A 20276-nucleotide genomic window follows, 5' to 3' on the forward strand; every position below is an offset into this window, starting at 1 on the left:
GCCAAGACACAAAAAAGCGCTGCATCAAGCAGCGCTCCTGATCGTCTTGCGGCCAATGCCGCGTTACTGCGCCGTGGGACCACTCGCAGGCGCCGCCGGCGTCGCAGCCGGCCCACTCGCAGGCATCGCACCGCCCGCCCCCGGATCGTCATATTGCGGCAGCCCAGGCGCGGCCGGCGCCCCGCCCGACTCGCCCGGATCCTCGTAGTTCGGCAGCCCGGGCGCCGCCGGCGTGTTGACGGGCTTGCCGCCCGGCGCCGCTTCTCCACCCGATTCATCCGGCTCGTTATATTGCGGCAGCGCGCTCGGCGCGGACTCGCCCTTGTAGGTCAGCGACTTGCGCTGCTGCAGGTACGCGTCGCGGACGAACGAATACGGATCGAGCGCCGCCTGCTTCAGCAGGTCGGTCGCGCCGAGCAGGTCCGAACGCGCGCTCACGAACTGCATCACGTACATCGGGTTGCGCGCGGCCGGCTCGATGTAGTTGAGCAGGTTGAAGCGCACGTCGACCGCGCGGCCGACGCCGTCGCGGAACGTGCTCGGCCCGAACACCGGCAGCACCAGATACGGGCCGGACGGCACGCCCCAGCGCGCGAGCGTCAGGCCGAAATCCTGGTGATGCTTCGGCAGCCCCGCGGGCGTCGCGATGTCGATCAGGCCGCCGACGCCGAACAGCGAGTTCATCGCGACGCGCATCAGGTCCTGCGTCGCATCGGTGATCCGCAGCTGCAGCAGGTTGTTCGCGATGTTGCCGAGGTCGCCGAGGTTCGAGAAGAAGTTGCTGATCGCCGTGCGCACCGGCGTCGGCGTGATCTTCTGATAGCCCTTCGCGATCGGCACCGCGATGTGCGTGTCGACGGTGTCGTTGAACGTGTACACCGCGCGGTTCATCGGCTCGAGCGGATCGGACGGATTGCGGTTGGGGCCGGTCGCGCAGCCGCTCAGCAGCACGCCAGCGGCGACGGTGGCCGCAATGGTTCTTTTATTCATTGATTCCCTGCGATTGGTTCTGCGCGCGCTTCACGCGCGGTTTGCCCATGAGTACCGGCTGGAACACCACGGCGCCGATCAGCGTGCACGTCAGCGCGAGTGCGAGCAGCTTGCCCATGCTGGATGTGCCGGGGTGATGCGACAGCCACAGACTGCCGAATGCGGTGGCCGTTGTCGCGGCGCTGAACAGCACCGCATGCGTGAGGCTCGAATGCAGCAGGCCGGTCTGCCCGGCGCGCCACGCCATCACGAAATACACCTTGAATGCGACGCCGACGCCGAGCATCAGCGGCAGCGCGATGATGTTGGCGAAGTTGAGCGACATGCCGAACACGACGCACAGCTCGAGCGTCACCACGCCCGACACGAGCAGCGGCACGAGCGTGCGCAGCACGTCGCCGAAACGGCGCAGCGTGATCCACAGCAGGATCGTGATCGACACGATCGACCACAGCGCCGCATGCAGGAACGCATTGATGATCGTGTCGGCCGAATGCAGGATCGAGATCGGCCCGCCGATCGCGCCGGGCTCGGCGGCCTTCACGGCCGTCGCGAAGCGGCGCAGCATCGTGTCGTCGCCCGGGTCGACGCCCTTCGGCACCTTCGGCGAGATCTGCACGAGCGCATGGCCGTCCGGCGCGACCCAGTCGCGCACGAGCTGCGGCGGCAGCGAGTCGCGCGTGATCTCCTGCGGCTGGAGCAGCGTCGCGAGCTGGCTGAGCGCGGTGCGCAGCGTATCGGAGAATGCGCGCTCGGCGCGGTCGCGCGTCGCGGCGTCGGCGGCCGCGAGCTTCGCGAGCGACGCCGACAGGTGCTGCGCGGCCGCCGCGCCCGGGCCCGGATGATCCTCGGCCGCGTAGCTCAGCAGGTCCGACACGCGCTTGAGCGCGGCGACGCGCTGCGCGTCGGTTGCCGGCGGCGCGGCGGGCTGGGTCAGCGCGGGCAGCAGCTCGCTCGCGGCGGCGGCGATCGACGCGCGCTTGGCCGGCTGGTCGGCCGGGATGAAGGTCGACAGCGTCGTCGTGCGGCCGACTTCGGGCAGCGCGTCGAGGCGCTTCGCGGCCGCGTCGGCTTCGGCGAGCGACGGCGCGAGCAGCGTGACGTCGTTGACCGACGCCTCCGGCGAATCCTTCAGCGCGAGCAGTGTCGCCATCGATTCGCTGTGCGGATCCTTCAGGTGCAGCGGGTTGAAATCGAAGTGCAGGAACTTGAGCAGCGGCAGCGCGCCGATCACGACCACGAGCGTGCCGATCAGGATCGGCTTGCGGTGCACGTCGAGGAACTCGTCGACCGGCGCGAGCATCGGAAAGCCCGGCGACTTCGATTCGCCCGGCGGCGCGAACAGGCGCAGCAGCGCGGGCAGCAGCGTGACGGTGGTGGCCAGCGCGACGAACATGCCGACGCCCGCGATCAGGCCGAGCTCGGACACGCCGCGATACGCGGTCGGGATGAACGAGAAGAAGCTGGCCGCGACCGCCGTGGTCGCGAGCGCGAGCGGCATGCCCATCGAGTGCGCGGCGCCGATCAGCGCGTGGTCGATGCGCGGGTCGCGGAAGCGCTCCTCGCGGTACTTCACGCCGTACTGGATCGAGAAATCGACGCCGAGACCGACGAACAGCACCATGAACGCGACCGAGATCATGTTCAGCGAGCCGACCATCATCAGGCCGAGCGCGGCGGTGACGGCGAGGCCGACGAACAGCGTGACGATCACCGAGCCGATCATCCGCTTCGAGCGCAGCGCGAGCCACAGGATGACGAGCACGGCGAGCAGCGTGAGGGCGCCGTTGAGCGCCGCGCCGTCCTGCACCGACGCGAATTCGTCGTCGGCGAGCGGCTGCTCGCCGGTCAGCCGCACGACCGCGCCGAAGCGCTTCTCGAGGTCGAGCGCGAGCGCGGTGTCGCGGATCGTCCGGCTCGCTTCCTCGCCGGCCTTCAGCGCGCCGTAGTTGACCACCGGCTGCACGGTGACGAACGCGCGCGCGGGCTGCTTCACGGCGTCGTTGTCGACGAGCGCGCGCCACGAGAACGCGGCGGGTTTGCCGGCCAGCACGTCGTCGACCGTCGCGGCGCTGCGCGACAGCAGCTTGGCCATCGCCGGCAGCTTCACCTGGCCGGTCAGGAGCGGCTGGCCGAGCGTCGTCGACAGCGTGGTCGCGAGCCCGGTCAGGCTCGGGTTCTTCGCGAGCTCGTTGACGAGCGGACGCGCGCGCGCGAGTTGCGACGTGGTGTCCGCGACTTCCTGCGGCGGCAGGAACAGCAGCCCGTTGTGCTCGAAGAACGGACCGCCGCCGGGCTCGGCGACCTGGCCGATGCGGCCGGCTTCGGCCTGCTTCTGGAGCGCGGCCGTCAGCGCATGCGCGGCGGCGGTCGCGAATTCGGGCGCAGGGGCTTCGACGACCGCGAGGATCGTGCCGTCGCGTTGCGGGAACGCGCGGTCGATGCCCTTGCCGAGCGCCGCCCATTGAGGATCGGCGTCGACGAGCTTGCTGATGTCCGTACTGATCTTGAAGTGGCGCGCGACGTAGACGCCGCTCATGGCGGCGATGATCAGCGACAGCACGACGACCCAGACCGGGCGTCGGACCGACCACGCGACGAGTCGAATGATGAGAGATGTCACCATGAGGCGGTGGGGTGGGACTCGAAAAGGCAAAGTGTCCAAGTATACCGGCGCAGCGCGTCGGCGGTCGTGACGTTGGGCGCCATGGGGCCGGAAGAATCTTTTCACGTCGGAGGGGGAATCGGCGCCGCGCGGTGCCCCTGCCATAAGTAAGCGTATGTTTACTTGCCGCTGGAACCGTGCCCGGCCGCCGCTTTCGGCCGCGCCTGTGACGATCCGGCGTGAAAGGTAACAGTCGGTCACGGCGCGGCAAGCGTGCGTCAGGCCCGGTATACTTGCGTCGACCGGACGGCGCGCCGCGCCGTCCGTCTTTCCTTAGCGAGTGCGATATCCGTATGAAACGTCATCTGTTTGCTTTTCTCGCCGCGGCCACCGTGTCGATTTCCGCTTTCGCGCAGAGTGCGCCGGTCGACGTGGTTCGCAATGCGGTCGAGGGCACCGTCAACGCGATGAAGGCCGACCCGGTCGCGCGCGGCGGCGACATGGCGAAGGTCACGCAGGTGGTCGAGGCGCGCTTCCTGCCGGCGACGAATTTCGAGCGCACGACCCGCATCGCGGTCGGCGACGCGTGGAAGCAGGCGACGCCGCAACAGCAGCAGGAGCTTTACAAGCAGTTCAAGCTGCTGATGACGCGCACCTACGCCGCGTCGCTCGCGCAGCTCGGCAACCAGGACGCGAAGTTCTCGTTCAAGGCGGGCGGCGCGTCGGGCGCCGACGCGCTCGTGCAGTCGACGGTGACGACGCCGGGCGACAGCCAGTCGGTCGGCTACCGGCTCGGCAAGATCGGCAACGACTGGAAGATCTACGACATCGACATGTCGGGCGCGTGGCTGATCCAGGTCTACCAGGGGCAGTTCAAGAGCCAGCTCGCGCAGGGCGGCATCGACGGCCTGATCGCGTTCCTGCAGAAGCACAACGCACGCACGAACTGACCGCCGCGGCGGTTCGCGATGCACGAAGGGCGCCGAGGCGCCCTTTTTCTTGCCCGCCGGGAAACTGCGCGCAAGCGCGGCTGGCGCTCAGCCGTCGACGCCGAGCATCCGCACCACGCCGCGTTCGATCCGCTCGGGCAGGCGCTGAGCGTGATCTGGCTCGGGCTGCTGGCCTACGGGCTGATCGGGATCGGCGAAACGGGCGCGTCCGGGAGCAAGGTGCTCGCGCCGCTCGGCGCGGCCGCGCTGGCGTTTGCCGCGTTCGTCCGGGTCGAGACGCGGGTCGCGCGGCCGCTGCTGCCGGCCTGGCTGTTTCATGACCGCCAGCTCGTGCGGGCGAACCTGGCTTCGTTCGTGCTCGGGTTTTCGGGATACAGCAGCCTGTTCTTCCTGTCGCTGTTTCTGCAGCAGGCGCAAGGCCAGCCCCCTGCCACGGCCGGCTGGCAACTGATGCCGCAGTTCGTGCTGACGGGCGCGACCTCGATGCTGTTCGGGCGCATCGCGGCCCGGGTTCCGCTGCGCGCGCTGATGGCCGCCGGTTACGGCCTGATCGGCGTTGCGCTGTCGGCGATGGCGTGGTTCGGCGCCGGGACGCCCTATGCGGCGGTCGGCATGGCGCTTGCGCTGCTGGGCGTCGGCATGGGGCTCGCGGTGCCCGCGACCGGGATGCGGGTGATGGAGCTCGCGCCGGCCGAGCGCGCCGGCATGGCGTCGGCGACGATGAATGCGCTGCGGCAGACCGGCATGAGCATGGGCATCGCCGTGCTCGGCAGTGCGATGAGCATCAGCGCCGTGCGGCGCATGACGGCCGCGCTGCAGGCGGCCGGCCGCGCCGACGCCGTCGGGGCGGCACACCGGGCGATCGTCGGGCATGTGCTGCCGGCGGACTTCCCGGGCATGCTCGACCTCTACCGGAATGCGATGTCGCACGGGTTCGCGGTCGCGGCGGGATGCTCCGGAATCCTCAGCATGTCGAACGCGCTGATGCTGCTGGCGCAGCGATCGGGCAACGCGCAGGCGGAACGCGTTGCCGCCCCTGCCGCCCCTGCCGCCGTTGCCCGGGTCACCGCCGCCGATGCTCGACCGCGAACTTGATCAGCTCGGCCTGTCCTTCGATGTCGAGCTTGCGTTTCAGGTTGAGCCGGTGCGTCTCGACGGTGCGCACCGACAGCCCGGTCTGCTGCGCGATCTGCTTGCTCGACAGCCCTTCGGCGAGCGCATCGAGGATGTCGCGTTCGCGCGGCGTCAGGCGATCGAGCGGCGACGCCGCCGCGCTGGCGTGGATCATCCGCGCGGCGAGCCCTTCGCTGAAGAACGTGTGGCCCGCGAGCACCGCGCCGATCGCGCGGACGATCTCGCTCGCCGGCGAATCCTTCAGCAGGTAGCCGCTCGCGCCGGCGCGCACGGCCTGCGTCACGTATTCGACGTTGTCGTGCATCGACAGCATCAGCACGCGGATGCCGGGAAAGCGCTCGTGGAACACGCCGGCGAGCGCGATGCCGTTCATGCCGTTCATGCCGACGTCCATCAGCGCGAGATCGGGGTCGAGCGATTCGGCCAGCGCCAGCGCCTCGTCGGCGTTGCCGGCCTCGCCGACGACCGACAGGTCGGCCGCCTCGAGCCGCATCCGCAGGCCGTCGCGCACGAGCGGATGGTCGTCGACGAGCAGAAGGCGGGCGACCGGCTGGGCGACCGGCTGGGCGACGGGTTCGGCGGGGAGCCTGGCGGGGGTGTCCGGGGCGCTCATGGGCGATGGGTCTCCTTGAATCGAGGGGCGGGATGCGCGCTCAGGCCGGTGAAGTCAGCGGCACGCGCGCGGCCACCACGGTATGGCCGACCTGCGACGTGATCGTCAGCGCGCCGCCGAGCGCGTCGAGGCGTTCGCGCATGTTGCGCAGGCCGATGCCGCCGCGCGCGTCGGCCTGCGAGCGCTCGGCGTCGAACCCGCAGCCGTTGTCGGCGATGCTCAGCGTGACCGTGTGCACCGCGACGTCGAGCGTCACCGCGGCGCGCGACGCCTGCGCGTGATGCACGATGTTGCTGAGCGCTTCCTGCGCGATCCGGAACAGCGCGGTGTTGACCGCGGCGGGCAGCGGCCGCGCGCCGCCGTGCGCGACCTGCGTGTAGCCGATGTCGACGCCGCTTTCCGCGCCAAGCTCGCGCACCAGCTGGTCGAGCGCGGCCGCGAGCCCGAGATCGTCGAGCATCGCCGGCCGCAGCGCGTGCGAGATGCGCCGCACTTCGCGCAGCGTGTCGCCGAGCCGGACGACGCCGGACGCGAGCGCCTGCTCGGCCTCGGGCACGCGCGCCGCGCCGCGCTCGAAGCGCGCGAGCGCCGATTCGAGCATCAGCTTCGCCGACACCATCATCTGGCTGATGCCGTCGTGCAGCTCGCGCGACAGCCGCGCGCGCTCCTGTTCCTGCGATTCGACGACGCGCTGCGCAAGCTGCTTGAGCTTCGCATCCGCGCTGCGCGATTCGCTGACGTTCAGCACCAGCGCGCAGACGGCGATCGCCGCCGCGCCGGCCAGCGCGATCACGGTCAGCCAGCTCATCGTGCGCTCGATGTTCGCGGACGCGCGCGCATCGATCCGCTGCAGCGCGTTGTCGACGTCGTCGAGGTAGATGCCCGTGCCGACCATCCAGCCCCAGCGTTCGAGCGCGATGACGTAGCCGAGCTTCGGGGCGGCCCGCCCGGTCGACGGGCGCTGCCAGATGTAGCGGACGTAGCCGCCGCCGTGCGACGCGGCGTTGATCAGCTGCTGGATCGTCAGGCTGCCCTGCGGGTCGCGCATCGTCCAGAAATTGTGGCCGACCCGCTCGGGCTCGCGCGGATGCATCAGCGAATTGCCGTGCAGGTCGTACACGAAGAAATAGCCGTCGGGGCCGAAATCCATTTTCTGCAGCATCGCGAGCGCCTGCGTGCGCAGCAGCGCGTCGTCGCGCGCGTTGCTGCCGCTCGCTTCGTAGAGCGGCATGATCGCGCTCGTCGCCAGGTCGACGTAATGCTTGAGCTCGACTTCCTTGCTCGACAGGTACGCGGACTGGATCGTCGCATGCTGGGTGCGCGCGAGCGACGTCGCCTGGTGGCGCACCCCGAAGCCGATGCCGGCGATCGCGACGAGAAACGGCACGATGGCCAGAAGGAAGATCTTTGCCTTGAGTCTCATGATGGTGTGGGCCGGCCATGCGGGCGCTTTGCCAGCGCATCGACCCGGTATTGTCGGCGATTTCGCGCGGACGTGGCGATCGGGGCAGCCGGCGCCGCGCGCCGCCGCGTCACGCCCGCTGGCGCTGGAAGCGCACCGCGGCCTGCACGAACACCTGGTTGCGGCCGCGCGCCTTCGCGCGATACAGCGCGTCGTCGGCGCGCTTCAGCGCCGCGTGGACGCTGCCGTCCCATTCGGGGAAGCAGGTCGTCACGCCGACGCTGGCGGTCAGCCGGCCGAACTCGCTGGCGTCGTGCCGGATGCCGAGCTCGTGGATGCTCGCGCGGATCGTCTCGGCGACCGCCGCCGCGCCGCCCGCGTCGACGTCCGGCAGAAGCACGACGAATTCCTCGCCGCCGTAGCGCGCCGCATAGTCGGCCGGGCGGCGCAGGCAGCCGGCGAGGCAGCGTCCGACCGCGGCGAGCGCGTCGTCGCCGGCCTGATGGCCTTGCGTGTCGTTGTAGCTCTTGAAGTAGTCGACGTCGATGAACAGCAGCGACAGCGCATGCTGCGAGCGCGCGGCGCGGCGCCATTCGCGCTCGAGCGTGAGGTCGAGCATGCGGCGGTTGTCGAGGCCGGTGAGGCCGTCGGTGCGCGCGAGCGCCCGCAGCTCGGCTTCCGCGCGATGGCGCCTGCGCAGCTGCACGTCGAGCACCAGCGACAGGCCGACGAAGCCGAGCGCAAGCAGCACCATCGCGGACCCGATCGGAATCGCGCGGTTGTACCACGCGGCGTAGATGTCCGATTCGGCCTCGGCGACCATGATGATCAGCGGCAGGTTGTCGAGGTGCCGGAACACGTACAGGCGCCGCACGCCGTCGATCGACGCGGTGTCGGCGAAGCTGCCGTCGTGGGCGGTCATGAAATGCTTGAACGTGCTGGCCTGGCTGATGTCGCGGCCGATGATCTTCGGATCGAACGGCTTGCGCATCAGCATCCGGCCGTTGGTCGCGATCAGCGACATCGAGCCGCGCTTGCCGAGCGTAAGGCGCGCGAACAGGTCCTGGAAATATTCGAGCCGGATCGACATCACGGCGATGCCGCCGAACGAGCCGTCGGGCTGCGAGATGCGGCGGCTGAGCGCGATGCTCGGCGAGCCATTGCGCAGCCGCGACCGATACGGATCGCTGATGTACAGGCCGACGTCCGGCCGGTCGCGATGCACGGTGAAGTAAGGCTCGTTGCCGAAATTGGCGGTGCGCGGCACGTCGCTCGCGCCGTCGACGACGATGTTGCCCTGCGCGTCCATCGCATAGATGCCGCCGAGATAGCGGGCCGCCGTCGCGCGGTCGAACAGCACCTGGCGGCGCAGCGCCATCGGCAGGCGCGCGACGTCGGGCTGGCCCTGCCCGTCGACGACCGCCTGCAGCGACAGCGAATAGATCTCGATGTTGCGCTCGATGTCCCACGCGGCCATCAGCGCGAGGTTCTGCATCGTGGTGCGCGCGCGCTCGCGGGCATCGATCCGGCCTTCGTAGAGCAGGATGCCGCACAGCAGCAGCAGGAGCAGTGCGATCAGCAGCCCCGAGTAGAAAATCAGGTGCGGAAGCAACAACCGGCGCAGGCGTGCGGCGACGCGGCTCGTCAGGCCGGGTTCGCTGGGCGCTGCGTAGTCGGTATCTGCCATGGTCCGAAGATCGGTAGGCATCGCCGGTGCGCGCGACGGGCGGGCCGGGCCGATGCAGTTGTTCGTATGTTGTTGCTGGCGGCGATCCGGTACGGCTCTGTTCATGCCGGATGGCGGGCGGGCCCCAGGCGGGCACCGAAACCATCCGGATGTCTGTCTCCTGTTGATGGAGAAACGACCAAGCTGATCATCGGCGGCAGGCGGCTGACCCTCGCGCATTTGCCGTCGGCGTCCGATGCAACGCACATTGCATGGCGCGCATCGGACGCAGTATAACTGCGCGCTTTTGCGGGCGCGATAAATGTTGAGAATCGGTGTGACGATTTGAATTACATCGGGTTTCAACGGACGCGCATAGCGGTTCGAGCCTTGTCCGGCAACGGTTTTCAGGCACGAGGCGAGATCCGCCCCGGTGCGCCGGATGGTCAAATCGAACGGCCGTTCGTGACCGGCCATGAAAACGGGCGGCCGTGATGGCCGCCCGTATCGGCGCGCAAGCACGCGGGGGCGACCCGCGTGCGGCGATCAGCCGGCGCGCTGCTGCTGCTTGAACGCGAGCCGGAACTGGTGCAGCAGCGGCTCGGTGTAGCCGCTCGGTTGCGCGGTGCCCTGCAGCGCGAGCGCGCACGCGGCCTTGAACGCATACGACGCATCGAAATCGGGCGCCATCGGCCGGTAGTTCGGGTCGCCGGCGTTCTGCTGGTCGACGACGCGCGCCATCCGCCTGAACACGCCGAGCACGAAGTCCTCGGTGATCACGCCGTGGCGCAGCCAGTTCGCGATGTGCTGGCTCGAGATGCGCAGCGTCGCGCGGTCTTCCATCAGGCCGACGTTGTTGATGTCGGGCACCTTCGAGCAGCCGACGCCCTGTTCGACCCAGCGCACGACGTAGCCGAGGATGCCCTGCGCGTTGTTCTCGACCTCGCGCAGGATCTCGGCTTCGCCCCATTCGGCGCGCTCGACGACCGGGATCGTCAGCAGCCCTTCCAGCAACGCGTCGCGCTCGCTCGCGTACGGGATCTTCTCGAGTTCCTGCTGGACGGCCTGCACGTCGACCAGGTGATAGTGCAGCGCATGCAGCGTCGCGGCGGTCGGCGACGGCACCCACGCGGTGTTCGCGCCCGCGCGCGGATGGCCGATCTTCTGCTCGAGCATCGCGTGCATCAGGTCCGGCATCGCCCACATGCCCTTGCCGATCTGCGCGCGGCCGCGCAGCCCGGCGGCCAGGCCGGCGAGCACGTTGTTGCGTTCGTACGCGATGATCCACGCCGACGACTTCATGTCGCCCTTGCGGATCATCGGGCCCGCTTCCATCGACGAGTGCATCTCGTCGCCGGTGCGGTCGAGGAAGCCCGTGTTGATGAACGCGACGCGCGCGGCGGTGGCCGCGATGCACGCGGCGAGGTTCACGCTGGTGCGGCGCTCCTCGTCCATGATGCCCATCTTCAGCGTGTTGCGCGGCAGGCCGTACAGGTCTTCGATGCGCGCGAACAGCGTGTCGGAGAACGCGACTTCCACGGGGCCGTGCATCTTCGGCTTCACGATGTAGATCGAGCCCGTGCGCGAGTTGCGCTTCGACTTCAGGTCGTGCAGCGCGCACAGCGTCGTGACGACGCCGTCGAGGATGCCTTCCGGAATCTCGTTGCCGTCGCGGTCGAGCACCGCGCCGTTGGTCATCAGGTGGCCGACGTTGCGGATGAACAGCAGCGAGCGGCCATGCAGCGTCAGCGTGCCGCCGGCGGGCGTCGCGTAATCGCGGTCGGCGTTCAGGCGGCGCGTGAAGGTCTTGCCGCCCTTCGACATTTCCTCGACGAGCGTGCCCTGCATCAGGCCGAGCCAGTTGCGGTAGAGCTGCACCTTGTCGTCCGCATCGACCGCGGCGACCGAATCCTCGCAGTCGATGATCGTGCTGACCGCCGCCTCGAGCACGACGTCCTTCACGTTCGCGACGTCGGCGCGGCCGATCGGCGTCGACGCGTCGATCTGGATCTCGATGTGCAGGCCGTTGTGCGTCAGCAGGATCGCCGACGGCGCATCGGCCGCGCCCTGGTAGCCGGCGAACCGGTCGGGTTGCGCGAGATGCGTGACGCCGTCGCGGGTGTCGACGGCGAGCTGGCCGTCCTGCACGCGGTAGCGCAGCGCGTCGCGGTGCGAGCCGCGCGCGAGCGGCGCCGCGTTGTCGAGCACGCCGCGCGCATAGTCGATCACGTGCTGGCCGCGCGTCGGGTTGTAGGCCGCCGTGCGTTCCGCGCCGTTGTCCTCGGGCAGCGCATCGGTGCCGTACAGCGCGTCATACAGGCTGCCCCAGCGCGCGTTCGCGGCGTTCAGCGCATAGCGCGGATTCGACAGCGGCACGACGAGCTGCGGGCCGGCCTGGCTCGCGATTTCGCTGTCGACGTTCGCGGTGGCGGCCGCGACGTTCGCGGGCGCGGGCACCAGGTAGCCGATGCCCTCGAGGAACGCGCGATACGCGGCATGGTCGCGCACCGGGCCGGGGTGCGCGCGGTGCCACGTGTCGAGTTCCTGCTGCAGGCGGTCGCGTTCCGCGAGCAGTTCGCGGTTGCGCGGCGCGAGGTCGTGCACCAGCGCGGAGAAGCCGCGCCAGAATGTCGCCTTGTCGATGCCGGTGCCCGGCAGCGCTTCGTTTTCGATGAACTGGCTCAGCGCATCCGCGACTTGCAGTCCGTCATGGTCGATCATCGTGAGTCCTCCCGGGGAAAGATGGGGCGCGCGCGGCTTAGGGCCTGTTCACGCTAATAACGGGCTGGCGAACGTGCCTTGCCGGCCGTAGTGCAAGGAGGAAGGAGCGCCGTTTGGCCGAGCCAAACAAGCGACGCCCGACGCCGCAATACGGCCGGCAAGGCACGTTCCCGTGATTAAAAAAATTCATTTGTGGGGCTGGCCGCCAGAAGGGCCGATCGCCGCGTCATGCTCCTTGCGAATACGCCCGGTATTCGCTGCGTCCCATTCCTCGCGATCGGCCCTTCTGGCGGCCAGCGCAAGCCCGTTATTAGCGTGAACAGGCCCTAGGCCGCGACGCTTTGTAGGCCGGCGCGGGCGATCTGCGCGTCCTGTTCGGACTTTACGCCAGACACGCCGATCGCGCCCGCGATCTGGCCGCCGACCGTCACGGGCACGCCGCCTTCGAGCAAGCCCGCAATCGGCACGCTCAGGAAGGCGGTGCGGCCGCCGTTGATCATATCCTCATACGCTTTCGTCTCGCGCCGGCCGAGCGCGGCGGCGCGCGCCTTTTCCTGCGCGACGTACGCGCTCGCCGGCGACGCGCCGTCGAGCCGCATGAGCGCGAGCGGGTGGCCGCCGTCGTCGACGACGGCGATCGTCACGGCCCAGCCGTGGTGTTCGGCTTCCGCGCGGGCGGCGGCCAGCATGCGTTCCGCGTCGGCGCGGTCGAGTACGGGTCTGGTTTGCATGGCGGATGCTCCGGAATCAGTTGACGTGGAGGTGTCGAACAGTTCGATCCAGTGCGCACGGGCGGGCGGCCCGCGCCCATGCCGATCAGTCTGGCAGCCGATGCGGGCGGTGACAATCGGGTCTGGCCGCGCGGGCCGGTCGCGCGTTCCTTGACGCGCGTCACGGAACGCCGGTCGCGCACCGTCGTCCGGCATGTCAATATGTCACGATGTGAGCCATTTTCGCGTGACCTGTCGCGAGACAATCGGATGCGTCACCGTTTCTGCATGGAGGACGTCGCATGTCACATCAGACCCGTGGCGAAGCCGGCCCGGCGCCGGCCGACGCGCTGCTCGCGGTGCTGGACGAACTGCTGGAAGCGGAGCGCGCGGGCGCGCGCGTCGCGGCCGAGACGGCGGCCGAGATCCACGATCCCGATCTCCATCGGCTGGTCGCCGGCATCCGCCTGGACGAGGCGCACTGGTGCGGCGTGCTCGTCGACGCGATCAAGTCGCTGAACGCGACGCCGACCCGCAAGACCGGCGCGTTCTACGAAAAGGCGATGGCGATCGACGACCTGGCCGAGCGGATGGCGTTCCTGAACCGCGGCCAGCGCTGGGTCGCGCGCAAGCTGCAGGCGCTGCTGCCGACGCTGGAGGATCCCGAGATCCATCACGCGTTGACGTTGATGCTCGTGTCGCACGAAAGGAACATCGGGCATGTCGACGCGCGGCTGCGCGCGGGGCATTCCGGGGCGGAGCGTAGTGGGCGGGACGACCATGCGACCGGCTAGACTTTCCGGACGCCGTTTCGATCCAGGGTTTGACGCAGGGACGCCGCTTGCGATTCCGTGAGCAGGCGCTTCGGTATGAACCGGAGCATCGCCACTGACTGGTAGTACAGGATCGTGTCGCGATCCTCGCTCCACTGGAGCAGGTCCGCATAGCGGATTTCATCGCGGGAGGTCGGGGTTTCGACGACGAAACCGTCGCTGCGGGCGGTGACCGTGTGCGGCTGGTGGAGACTTTTTTGCTGGGAGTAGACCTTGCGAACGGCCCGGGGCAGCAACAGGCTGCCGACCAAGGGCGAGCTGATCGTGACCAGGGCCGCAATGCCAAGCGCCCACCAGGCATCATGCAGCCTCGGCAGGGTGCCGCCGACCATCCAGAAGATGCCGGGCAACAGGATGGCGTACGTGACCGAAACGATCGCGAATGTCTTGAGCAGATATTTCCCGGTGTACTTGCGCCGCAGATTCAGGCGGGAAGCGAGGAGAAGGTCCTCCACGGCGGGCTGAAAGGTGATGACGATGTCGCTCATGCGCAGGCTCGGAAAGGTTCTTGGTTGTTGTTTTTGGCCGGGAATCTGAAAAACGCGCCGCCGAAGGTATCGGTCGTTCGGCCCGCATGACAGATGTCGCCAACGGTGGTGAAGCGGCATCTTATATCGATGTCGCGCACCAGCGCGCAATGAGCCTGCCGAACGCGCCGACGTTTTACCAATATCTGACACGTTGCGGCATTTTGTTGCTCGCGGTGCCGTTCGACCCGTATCGTTGCGATCGGCAGCGTGCGATGCTGCGGCCGCGCACGAACGCGGACAGACATTCAGGAGACGGCATGCAACAGGAGGATCAGGCGGCGTCCGCAACGCTTCTCGTGGACAGCCGCAACACGCTCGGCGAGGGCGCGACCTGGTGCGATGCGACGCAGGCGCTGTACTGGGTCGACATCGAAGGCGCGCGGCTGTGGCGATGCCGCGCTGACGGCACGGGCGCGACGCACTGGCCGATGCCCGAGCGGCTCGCGTGCTTCGCGCTGACGGACGAGCCGGATGTGCTGCTGGTCGGGCTCGCGACGCATCTGGCGTTCTTCGACGTCCGTACGCAGATTTTCACGCGGATCGTCGATGTCGAGCCCGACCTGCCGACGCGGCTCAACGACGGCCGCTGCGATCCGCACGGCGCGTTCGTGTTCGGGATGAAGGACGAAGGCGGCGGCGCGGCGCCGCGTGCGATCGGCGGGTTCTATCGGCTCACTCCGGACTTGACGCTGGAGCGGCTCGCGCTGCCGCCGGTCGCGATCGCAAACAGCATTGCGTTTTCACCCGACGGGGCGCGGATGTATTGTTGCGATTCGCCGACGCGCGAGATCCTCGTCTGCGACTACGGCATCGATGGCGGTGTGTCCGGCGTGAAGACCTTCACGCGGCTGACCGATGCCAACGGCGAACCGGACGGCTCCACGGTCGACCGCGCCGGCGGCCTGTGGAATGCGCAATGGGGCGCGGGTCGGATCGTCCGCTACGGGCCGGATGGCGTCGAGACCGATCGCATCGCGGTGCCGACCGCGCAGCCGAGCTGCGTGGCGCTCGACGACGCAGGACGCCTGTACGTGACGAGCGCGCGCGTCGGGCTGGACGACGCGGCGCTCGCGAACGACGCGCACGCCGGCGGCGTGTTCGTCGCACAGACTCGGTACGCGGGCTTGCCGGCCGCGCGCTTTTCGTTCACGCGCGCGGTGCGCGGCTGATCGTGTGCCGCCGGCGTCACGCCTGAACGAGATGCCTCGGCGATCCGGCGACAAACCGCTCGATGTTCCCGATCAGCTGATCCGCGAGCGCCTGCTGCGCGTCGTCCGACGCCCACGCGACATGCGGCGTCAGGATCACGTTCGGGCGGCCGGCGATGCGCATCATCGGATCGTCGGCGGCCGGCGGCTCCGCCGACGCGACATCGAAGCCGGCGCCGCTGATCAGCCCTTCGTCGAGCGCCTCGACCAGATCGTGCTCGTTGACGAGCCCGCCGCGCGCGGTGTTGATGATCAGCGGCTTGCGCTTCATCGCGCGGAATTCCGGCGCGGCGATCAGGTTGCGCGTGTCGCGCGTGAGCGGGCAGTGCAGCGTGATGATGTCGCTGGTTTCGAGCACGGTTTCCCACGGCGTGTAGAGCATGCCGGCCGTGCCGCCGCCCTTGTGCGCGGCGAACAGCGGCCGCATCCCGAACGCTTTCGCGAGCTCGGCGACGCGCTGCCCGAGCACGCCTTCGCCGACGATGCCGAGCGTCGCGCCCGACAGGTCGCGGATCGGATGGTCGAAGAAGCAGAACTGCCCCGATTGCTGCCAGACGCCGCGCAGCACGTCGTCGCGATAGGCAACGAGGCTGCGCCGCAGCGCGAGGATCAGCGCGAACGTGTGCTCCGGCACGGTGTCGACCGCGTAGCCGCGGATGTTCGCGACCGCGATGCCGCGCTGCGCGCACGCGGCCTTGTCGACGCAGTCGGTGCCGGTCGCCGCGACGGCGATCAGCTTCAGGTCCGGCAGTTCGGCGAGCATGTCGGCGGTGATCGCGACCTTGTTGGTGATCGCGATGGTCGCGCCGGCGAGGCGTTCGACCACCTGTTCTGCGCGCGTGCCCGGGTATTCGACGAGGCGATGCGCGAACGCCGGCGCGGGCAGGGTGATTTGCGGCGCGAGCGTCGCGCGGTCGAGAAAGACGATCGTATGCATGGCAGTGACTGGATGAATGGCGTGACGGTTCACAGATGCCGCTTCGCAGCGGCGACGATGTGCTCGGGCGTGATGCCGAAATGCGCGTACAGCGTGTCGGCCGGCCCCGATGCGCCGAAGCCGGTCATGCCGACGAATTCGCCCGTGTCGCCGAGGTAGCGGTCCCAGCCGAAGCGCACGGCGGCTTCCACCGCGACGCGCACCGTGCCCGTGCCGAGCACGCTTTGCCGGTACGCGGCGTCCTGTTCGTCGAACAGCTCGCAGCACGGCATCGACACGACGGCGGTGGCGAAGCCATCCTGTTGCAGCCGCTCGCGCGCGGCCAGCGCGAGCGCGACTTCGGAGCCGGTCGCGATCAGCGTGACGCGCCGCGCGCCCGTCTCCGCTTCGGCGAGCACGTACGCGCCGCGCTCGCACGCATTGCCGGGGCCGGCCGAACGGCGCACGAGCGGCAGCGTCTGGCGCGCGAACACGAGCGTGCTCGGCCCGCTGCGATACCGGTACGCGAGCGCCCAGCATTCGGCGGCCTCGACCGCATCGGCGGGGCGGAACACGCGCATGTTCGGCATTGCGCGCAGCGACGCGAGGATCTCGACCGGCTGGTGCGTGGGGCCGTTGCGGCCGACGCCGATCGAATCGTGGCTGAACACGAACTTGACCGGCAGCCCCATCAGCGCGGCCATCCGCATCGCCGGCCGTTCGTAGTCGGAGAACGCGAGATAGGTGACGCTGAGCGGAATCACGCCGCCGTGCGCGGCCATCCCGTTCGCCATCGCGCCCATCAGGTGCTCGCGGATCCCGCAATGCACGTACGCGCCCGCGCGATCCGCTGCGGTGAACGCGTGCAGGCTGCGCTTGTGGCTCGTCGGCGCTTCGAGGTCGGCACAGCCGACCATGCGCTCCGGCAGCACCGGCGCGAGCAGGTCGTTGATCTCCGCGGAAATCATGATGCCGGCCTGCGCTTCGCCGGAATCGATCGCGTTGCGCCGGTAGCGCTCGAGCACATCCTGCCAGCCGTCGGGCAGCTCGCCCGCGATCACGCGCTCGAATTCGGCGCGCTCGGCGGCCGGCAGCGCGGCGACGCGCGCGCGCCACGCGAGATACTCGCCTTCGCAGCGCCGCCCGGCCGCGCGCCACGCGGACAGCACGTCGTCCGGAATCTCGAACGGCGCATGCGGCCAGCCGCGGTCGCGGCGCGCGGCATCGGCGTCGGCGTCGTAGAGCCGTCCGCTATGCCCGCCGCGCTGGCCCTGCAGGCGCGCGATCCCGCGCGCAATGTCGGTGCGGCACGCGATCATCGACGGCCGCGGGTCGCGGCGAGCGAGCGTGAGCGCGGCCGACACCGCGTCGAGGTCGTGACCGTCGACGTCGACGACATGCCAGCCGGCGACGCGGAACCGCTCGGCGACGTCTTCCGAGATCGACAGCGCGGTGCTGCCGTCGTCGGTGATGCGGTTGTCGTCCCAGCACAGGATCAGCTTGCCGAGCCGCAGATGGCCGGCCAGCGAAATCATTTCCTGCCCGACGCCTTCCTGCAGGCAGCCGTCGCCGACGAACGCGTAAGTGTAGTGATCGACGACGCCGTCGCCGAAGCGCGCGTTCAGGTACGCCTCGGCAACCGCCATCCCGAACGCGTTCGCGATCCCCTGGCCGAGCGGCCCGGTGGTGATCTCGATGCCGGCCGCCGGATCGTATTCCGGATGCCCCGCGCAGTGCGAGCCGAACTCGCGGAACGACCTGATCGCGTCGAGATCGATACGTTGGTAGCCGGTCAGGTGCAGCAGCGCATACAGCAGCATCGAGCCATGGCCGTTCGACAGCACGAAGCGGTCGCGGTCGGGCCATGTCGGGTCGGCGGGATTGAATTTCAGGTGGCGCGTGAACAGCGCGGTCGCGATTTCGGCCATGCCGAGCGGCACGCCCTGGTGGCCTTCGCCGGCGCGCACGATCGCGTCGATCGCGAGAAAGCGGATCGCATCGGCGAGCGGCGGGGTGGCGGGAACGGACATGATGCAGGACTCCTCGGCGCCGTCCTGTCACGGGCGGCGCGCACGATAGGCGTTTGGGGGAAAAGGGCGGCGGGCGTCCTCGCGCGAACCGCGAGGACGCGGGATCAATGCAGCAGGCCGATCGAGATCCACGGCACCGCGGCGACCACGATCAGGCCGACGATCAGCGCGGCGATGTAGCCGACGATCGGCTTCATCCCTTCGTCGGGATTGATGCGGCTGACCGCGCACGCCGAGTAGTAGCCGACGCCGAACGGCGGCGCGAACAGGCCGACGCCCATCGACAGGATCACGACCATCGCGTAGTGGACGTCGTGGATGCCCATCTGCCGCGCGATCGGGAACATCAGCGGGCCGAACAGCACGATCGCCGGGATGCCTTCGAGCACGCTGCCGAGCACGATGAACGCGACGATCGACGCGGCCATGAACATCGCGGCGCCGCCCGGCAGGCCGGCCATCGCGCTCGCGAGCTGGCCCGAGAAGCCGGACTGGGTGAGCGCCCACGCCATGCCGGTGGCCGCGCCGATGATCAGCAGGATCGCGCCGGACAGCGCGGCGGTGTCGATCAGCATCGGCTTGAGCCGCCGCCATTCGAAGCGGCGGTAGATCAGCAGGCCGGCGACGACCGAGTACGCGATGCCGATCGTCGATACCTCGGTCGCGGTCGCGACGCCTTCGACGACGGCCGCGCGGATCACGAACGGCAGCGCGAGCGCGGGAATCGCGACGAGCAGCTTGCGCAGCACCTCGGCGCGGCTCGCGCGCTTCACGTTCGACAGGTCGTCGCCGCGGTAGCGCCACCAGACGACCGCGCACAGCGTGATCGCGAGCACGATGCCCGGCAGCATGCCACCCGTGAACAGCGCGGAGATCGACACGCCGGTGACCGAGCCGAGCGTGATCAGCACGAGGCTCGGCGGAATCGTCTCGGTCTGCGCGCCGGTTGCCGCGAGCAGCGCGACGAGGTCGCCGGGCTTCGCGCCACGCGCCTTCATCTCGGGGAACAGCACCGGCGCGACCGCCGCCATGTCGGCCGCCTTCGAGCCGGAGATGCCCGACACGAGATACATCGCGCCGACCAGCACGTAGGACAGGCCGCCGCGCACGTGGCCGAGCAGGCTCGCGAGGAACGCGATCATCGCCGCGGCCATGCCGGTCATCTCGATCAGCTGGCCGAGGAACACGAACAGCGGCACCGACAGCAGGATCAGGTGCGACATCCCTTCGTCCATGCGGCCGACCACCACGACGAGCGGCGTGCTGGTCGTGAGCGCGAGATAGCCGAACGTCGCGAGCCCGAACGAGAACGCGATCGGCACGCCGGACAGCACCGCGACCGCGACCAGGCCGACGAAGAAGATCAGCAGGTTCACGTTGCCGAGGTTCTGCAGCAGCGGCGCGGCGACGACGAAGCCGCCGGCGATCGCCGCGACCGCCGCGATCGCGCCGAGCGTCAGGTGCCAGTTCGCGCTGCGGATCAGCCGCAGGCACGCGACGAGCGCCATCAGCGTCGTGCCGACCGGCAGCGCGGCCGCGCGCCAGCTGTTCGGGATCTCGAGCGCGGGCGACGTGATGAACGCCTCGTCCTGCGCGAAATCGACGGCCGGCCCGATCACCAGCACGAGGAACGCGAGCGGCGCGGCGATCGCGACGACGTCGAGGAACGCGCGCACGCCCGGCGACGCCTTGCCGACGAGCGCGGTCATTCGCATGTGCTCGCCGCGCCGCAGCGCGACGACCGCGCCGAGCATCGCGAGCCACAGGAACAGCATCGACGCGAGCTCGTCGGACCAGACGAGCGGCGCGTGCAGCAGGTAGCGGCTCGTGACGCCGGCGAGCAGCACGACGATCTCGGCAACGACCAGGATCGCGGCGGGGATCTCGACCAGGTGGCCGAGCAGCGTGTCGAGGGCGCCGGCAATGCGGCGCGGCGCCGTGTGCGGGAGCAGGATCGTCGTCATTGCA

14 protein-coding genes and 1 pseudogene are annotated in these 20276 nt (G+C 69.4%); 4 read left to right on the plus strand and 11 right to left on the minus strand.

The window, feature by feature from the left end:
* Positions 1-63: 63 nt before the first annotated feature.
* Together ACFIMZ_RS19065 and ACFIMZ_RS19070 are read right to left on the minus strand one after the other, a co-directional pair.
* Complete coding sequence (locus ACFIMZ_RS19065) at positions 64-990, minus strand: MlaA family lipoprotein (protein WP_431823917.1); 927 nt, start codon at positions 988-990, stop codon at positions 64-66.
* Positions 983-3616: an MMPL family transporter gene (locus tag ACFIMZ_RS19070; protein ID WP_431823918.1), complete on the minus strand. Its 2634-nt coding sequence runs from the start codon at positions 3614-3616 to the stop codon at positions 983-985. The genes ACFIMZ_RS19065 and ACFIMZ_RS19070 overlap by 8 nt, the downstream gene beginning before the upstream one ends.
* A 332-nt stretch (positions 3617-3948) precedes the next feature.
* On the opposite strand from ACFIMZ_RS19070, the gene ACFIMZ_RS19075 reads away from it, so the two are divergent.
* Positions 3949-4545 carry an MlaC/ttg2D family ABC transporter substrate-binding protein gene (locus ACFIMZ_RS19075; RefSeq protein ID WP_010090215.1) on the plus strand — a complete coding sequence of 199 codons (597 nt, stop codon included), beginning with the start codon at positions 3949-3951 and terminating at the stop codon, positions 4543-4545.
* A gap of 18 nt (positions 4546-4563) precedes the next feature.
* On the plus strand, positions 4564-5640 hold the full coding sequence (locus ACFIMZ_RS19080) for an MFS transporter (protein ID WP_431823919.1): 1077 nt from the start codon (positions 4564-4566) through the stop codon (positions 5638-5640).
* Here ACFIMZ_RS19080 and ACFIMZ_RS19085 read toward each other — a convergent pair.
* From ACFIMZ_RS19085 to ACFIMZ_RS19105, 5 genes are all read right to left on the minus strand, one after another.
* Positions 5609-6292: a response regulator gene (locus ACFIMZ_RS19085; RefSeq protein ID WP_431823920.1), complete on the minus strand. Its 684-nt coding sequence runs from the start codon at positions 6290-6292 to the stop codon at positions 5609-5611. The two genes, ACFIMZ_RS19080 and ACFIMZ_RS19085, sit on opposite strands and share 32 nt — an antisense overlap.
* Positions 6293-6332: 40 nt before the next feature.
* The gene (locus ACFIMZ_RS19090) at positions 6333-7715 is read right to left on the minus strand and encodes a cache domain-containing protein (protein WP_431823921.1); all 1383 of its coding nucleotides are present in this window, start codon (positions 7713-7715) and stop codon (positions 6333-6335) included.
* A gap of 109 nt (positions 7716-7824) precedes the next feature.
* Entirely contained in the window at positions 7825-9381 is a 1557-nt protein-coding gene (locus ACFIMZ_RS19095; protein ID WP_431823922.1) for a sensor domain-containing diguanylate cyclase, read from the minus strand.
* A gap of 525 nt (positions 9382-9906) precedes the next feature.
* Entirely contained in the window at positions 9907-12081 is a 2175-nt protein-coding gene (locus tag ACFIMZ_RS19100) for a malate synthase G (protein ID WP_431823923.1), read from the minus strand.
* A 326-nt stretch (positions 12082-12407) separates the two neighbouring features.
* Entirely contained in the window at positions 12408-12812 is a 405-nt protein-coding gene (locus tag ACFIMZ_RS19105; protein ID WP_431823924.1) for a GlcG/HbpS family heme-binding protein, read from the minus strand.
* Positions 12813-13132: 320 nt separating this feature from the next.
* Here ACFIMZ_RS19105 and ACFIMZ_RS19110 point away from each other — a divergent pair.
* Positions 13133-13585 (plus strand): annotated as a pseudogene (locus ACFIMZ_RS19110) (DUF6306 domain-containing protein); the annotation flags it as partial.
* Here the strand turns inward: ACFIMZ_RS19110 and ACFIMZ_RS19115 are convergent.
* Positions 13582-14112: a YcxB family protein gene (locus ACFIMZ_RS19115; RefSeq protein ID WP_431823925.1), complete on the minus strand. Its 531-nt coding sequence runs from the start codon at positions 14110-14112 to the stop codon at positions 13582-13584. The pseudogene ACFIMZ_RS19110 and the gene ACFIMZ_RS19115 overlap by 4 nt on opposite strands.
* A 299-nt stretch (positions 14113-14411) precedes the next feature.
* Here ACFIMZ_RS19115 and ACFIMZ_RS19120 point away from each other — a divergent pair, with 299 nt between their 5' ends.
* Positions 14412-15323 carry an SMP-30/gluconolactonase/LRE family protein gene (locus ACFIMZ_RS19120; RefSeq protein WP_431825446.1) on the plus strand — a complete coding sequence of 304 codons (912 nt, stop codon included), beginning with the start codon at positions 14412-14414 and terminating at the stop codon, positions 15321-15323.
* 16 nt (positions 15324-15339) lie between these two features.
* Here ACFIMZ_RS19120 and ACFIMZ_RS19125 read toward each other — a convergent pair whose 3' ends face one another.
* From ACFIMZ_RS19125 to ACFIMZ_RS19135, 3 genes are all read right to left on the minus strand, one after another.
* A complete protein-coding gene (locus tag ACFIMZ_RS19125; RefSeq protein ID WP_431823926.1) occupies positions 15340-16299 on the minus strand; it encodes a D-2-hydroxyacid dehydrogenase in 960 nt (319 codons plus the stop codon).
* A 29-nt stretch (positions 16300-16328) separates the two neighbouring features.
* The gene (tkt, locus tag ACFIMZ_RS19130; protein ID WP_431823927.1) at positions 16329-18308 is read right to left on the minus strand and encodes a transketolase; all 1980 of its coding nucleotides are present in this window, start codon (positions 18306-18308) and stop codon (positions 16329-16331) included.
* Positions 18309-18412: 104 nt separating this feature from the next.
* The gene (locus ACFIMZ_RS19135; RefSeq protein ID WP_431823928.1) at positions 18413-20272 is read right to left on the minus strand and encodes a TRAP transporter large permease subunit; all 1860 of its coding nucleotides are present in this window, start codon (positions 20270-20272) and stop codon (positions 18413-18415) included.
* Positions 20273-20276 lie beyond the last annotated feature (4 nt).

Source organism: Burkholderia sp. F1, from assembly GCF_050813845.1.
Lineage (GTDB): Bacteria > Pseudomonadota > Gammaproteobacteria > Burkholderiales > Burkholderiaceae > Burkholderia > Burkholderia ubonensis.

Coding starts and splice junctions, on each gene's coding strand:
- ACFIMZ_RS19065 (WP_431823917.1), bottom strand. CDS start 990: ATGAATAAAAGAACCATTGCGGCCACCGTCGCCGCTGGCGTGCTGCTG.
- ACFIMZ_RS19070 (WP_431823918.1), bottom strand. CDS start 3,616: ATGGTGACATCTCTCATCATTCGACTCGTCGCGTGGTCGGTCCGACGC.
- ACFIMZ_RS19075 (WP_010090215.1), top strand. CDS start 3,949: ATGAAACGTCATCTGTTTGCTTTTCTCGCCGCGGCCACCGTGTCGATT.
- ACFIMZ_RS19080 (WP_431823919.1), top strand. CDS start 4,564: ATGCACGAAGGGCGCCGAGGCGCCCTTTTTCTTGCCCGCCGGGAAACT.
- ACFIMZ_RS19085 (WP_431823920.1), bottom strand. CDS start 6,292: ATGAGCGCCCCGGACACCCCCGCCAGGCTCCCCGCCGAACCCGTCGCC.
- ACFIMZ_RS19090 (WP_431823921.1), bottom strand. CDS start 7,715: ATGAGACTCAAGGCAAAGATCTTCCTTCTGGCCATCGTGCCGTTTCTC.
- ACFIMZ_RS19095 (WP_431823922.1), bottom strand. CDS start 9,381: ATGGCAGATACCGACTACGCAGCGCCCAGCGAACCCGGCCTGACGAGC.
- ACFIMZ_RS19100 (WP_431823923.1), bottom strand. CDS start 12,081: ATGATCGACCATGACGGACTGCAAGTCGCGGATGCGCTGAGCCAGTTC.
- ACFIMZ_RS19105 (WP_431823924.1), bottom strand. CDS start 12,812: ATGCAAACCAGACCCGTACTCGACCGCGCCGACGCGGAACGCATGCTG.
- ACFIMZ_RS19115 (WP_431823925.1), bottom strand. CDS start 14,112: ATGAGCGACATCGTCATCACCTTTCAGCCCGCCGTGGAGGACCTTCTC.
- ACFIMZ_RS19120 (WP_431825446.1), top strand. CDS start 14,412: ATGCAACAGGAGGATCAGGCGGCGTCCGCAACGCTTCTCGTGGACAGC.
- ACFIMZ_RS19125 (WP_431823926.1), bottom strand. CDS start 16,299: ATGCATACGATCGTCTTTCTCGACCGCGCGACGCTCGCGCCGCAAATC.
- tkt (WP_431823927.1), bottom strand. CDS start 18,308: ATGTCCGTTCCCGCCACCCCGCCGCTCGCCGATGCGATCCGCTTTCTC.
- ACFIMZ_RS19135 (WP_431823928.1), bottom strand. CDS start 20,272: ATGACGACGATCCTGCTCCCGCACACGGCGCCGCGCCGCATTGCCGGC.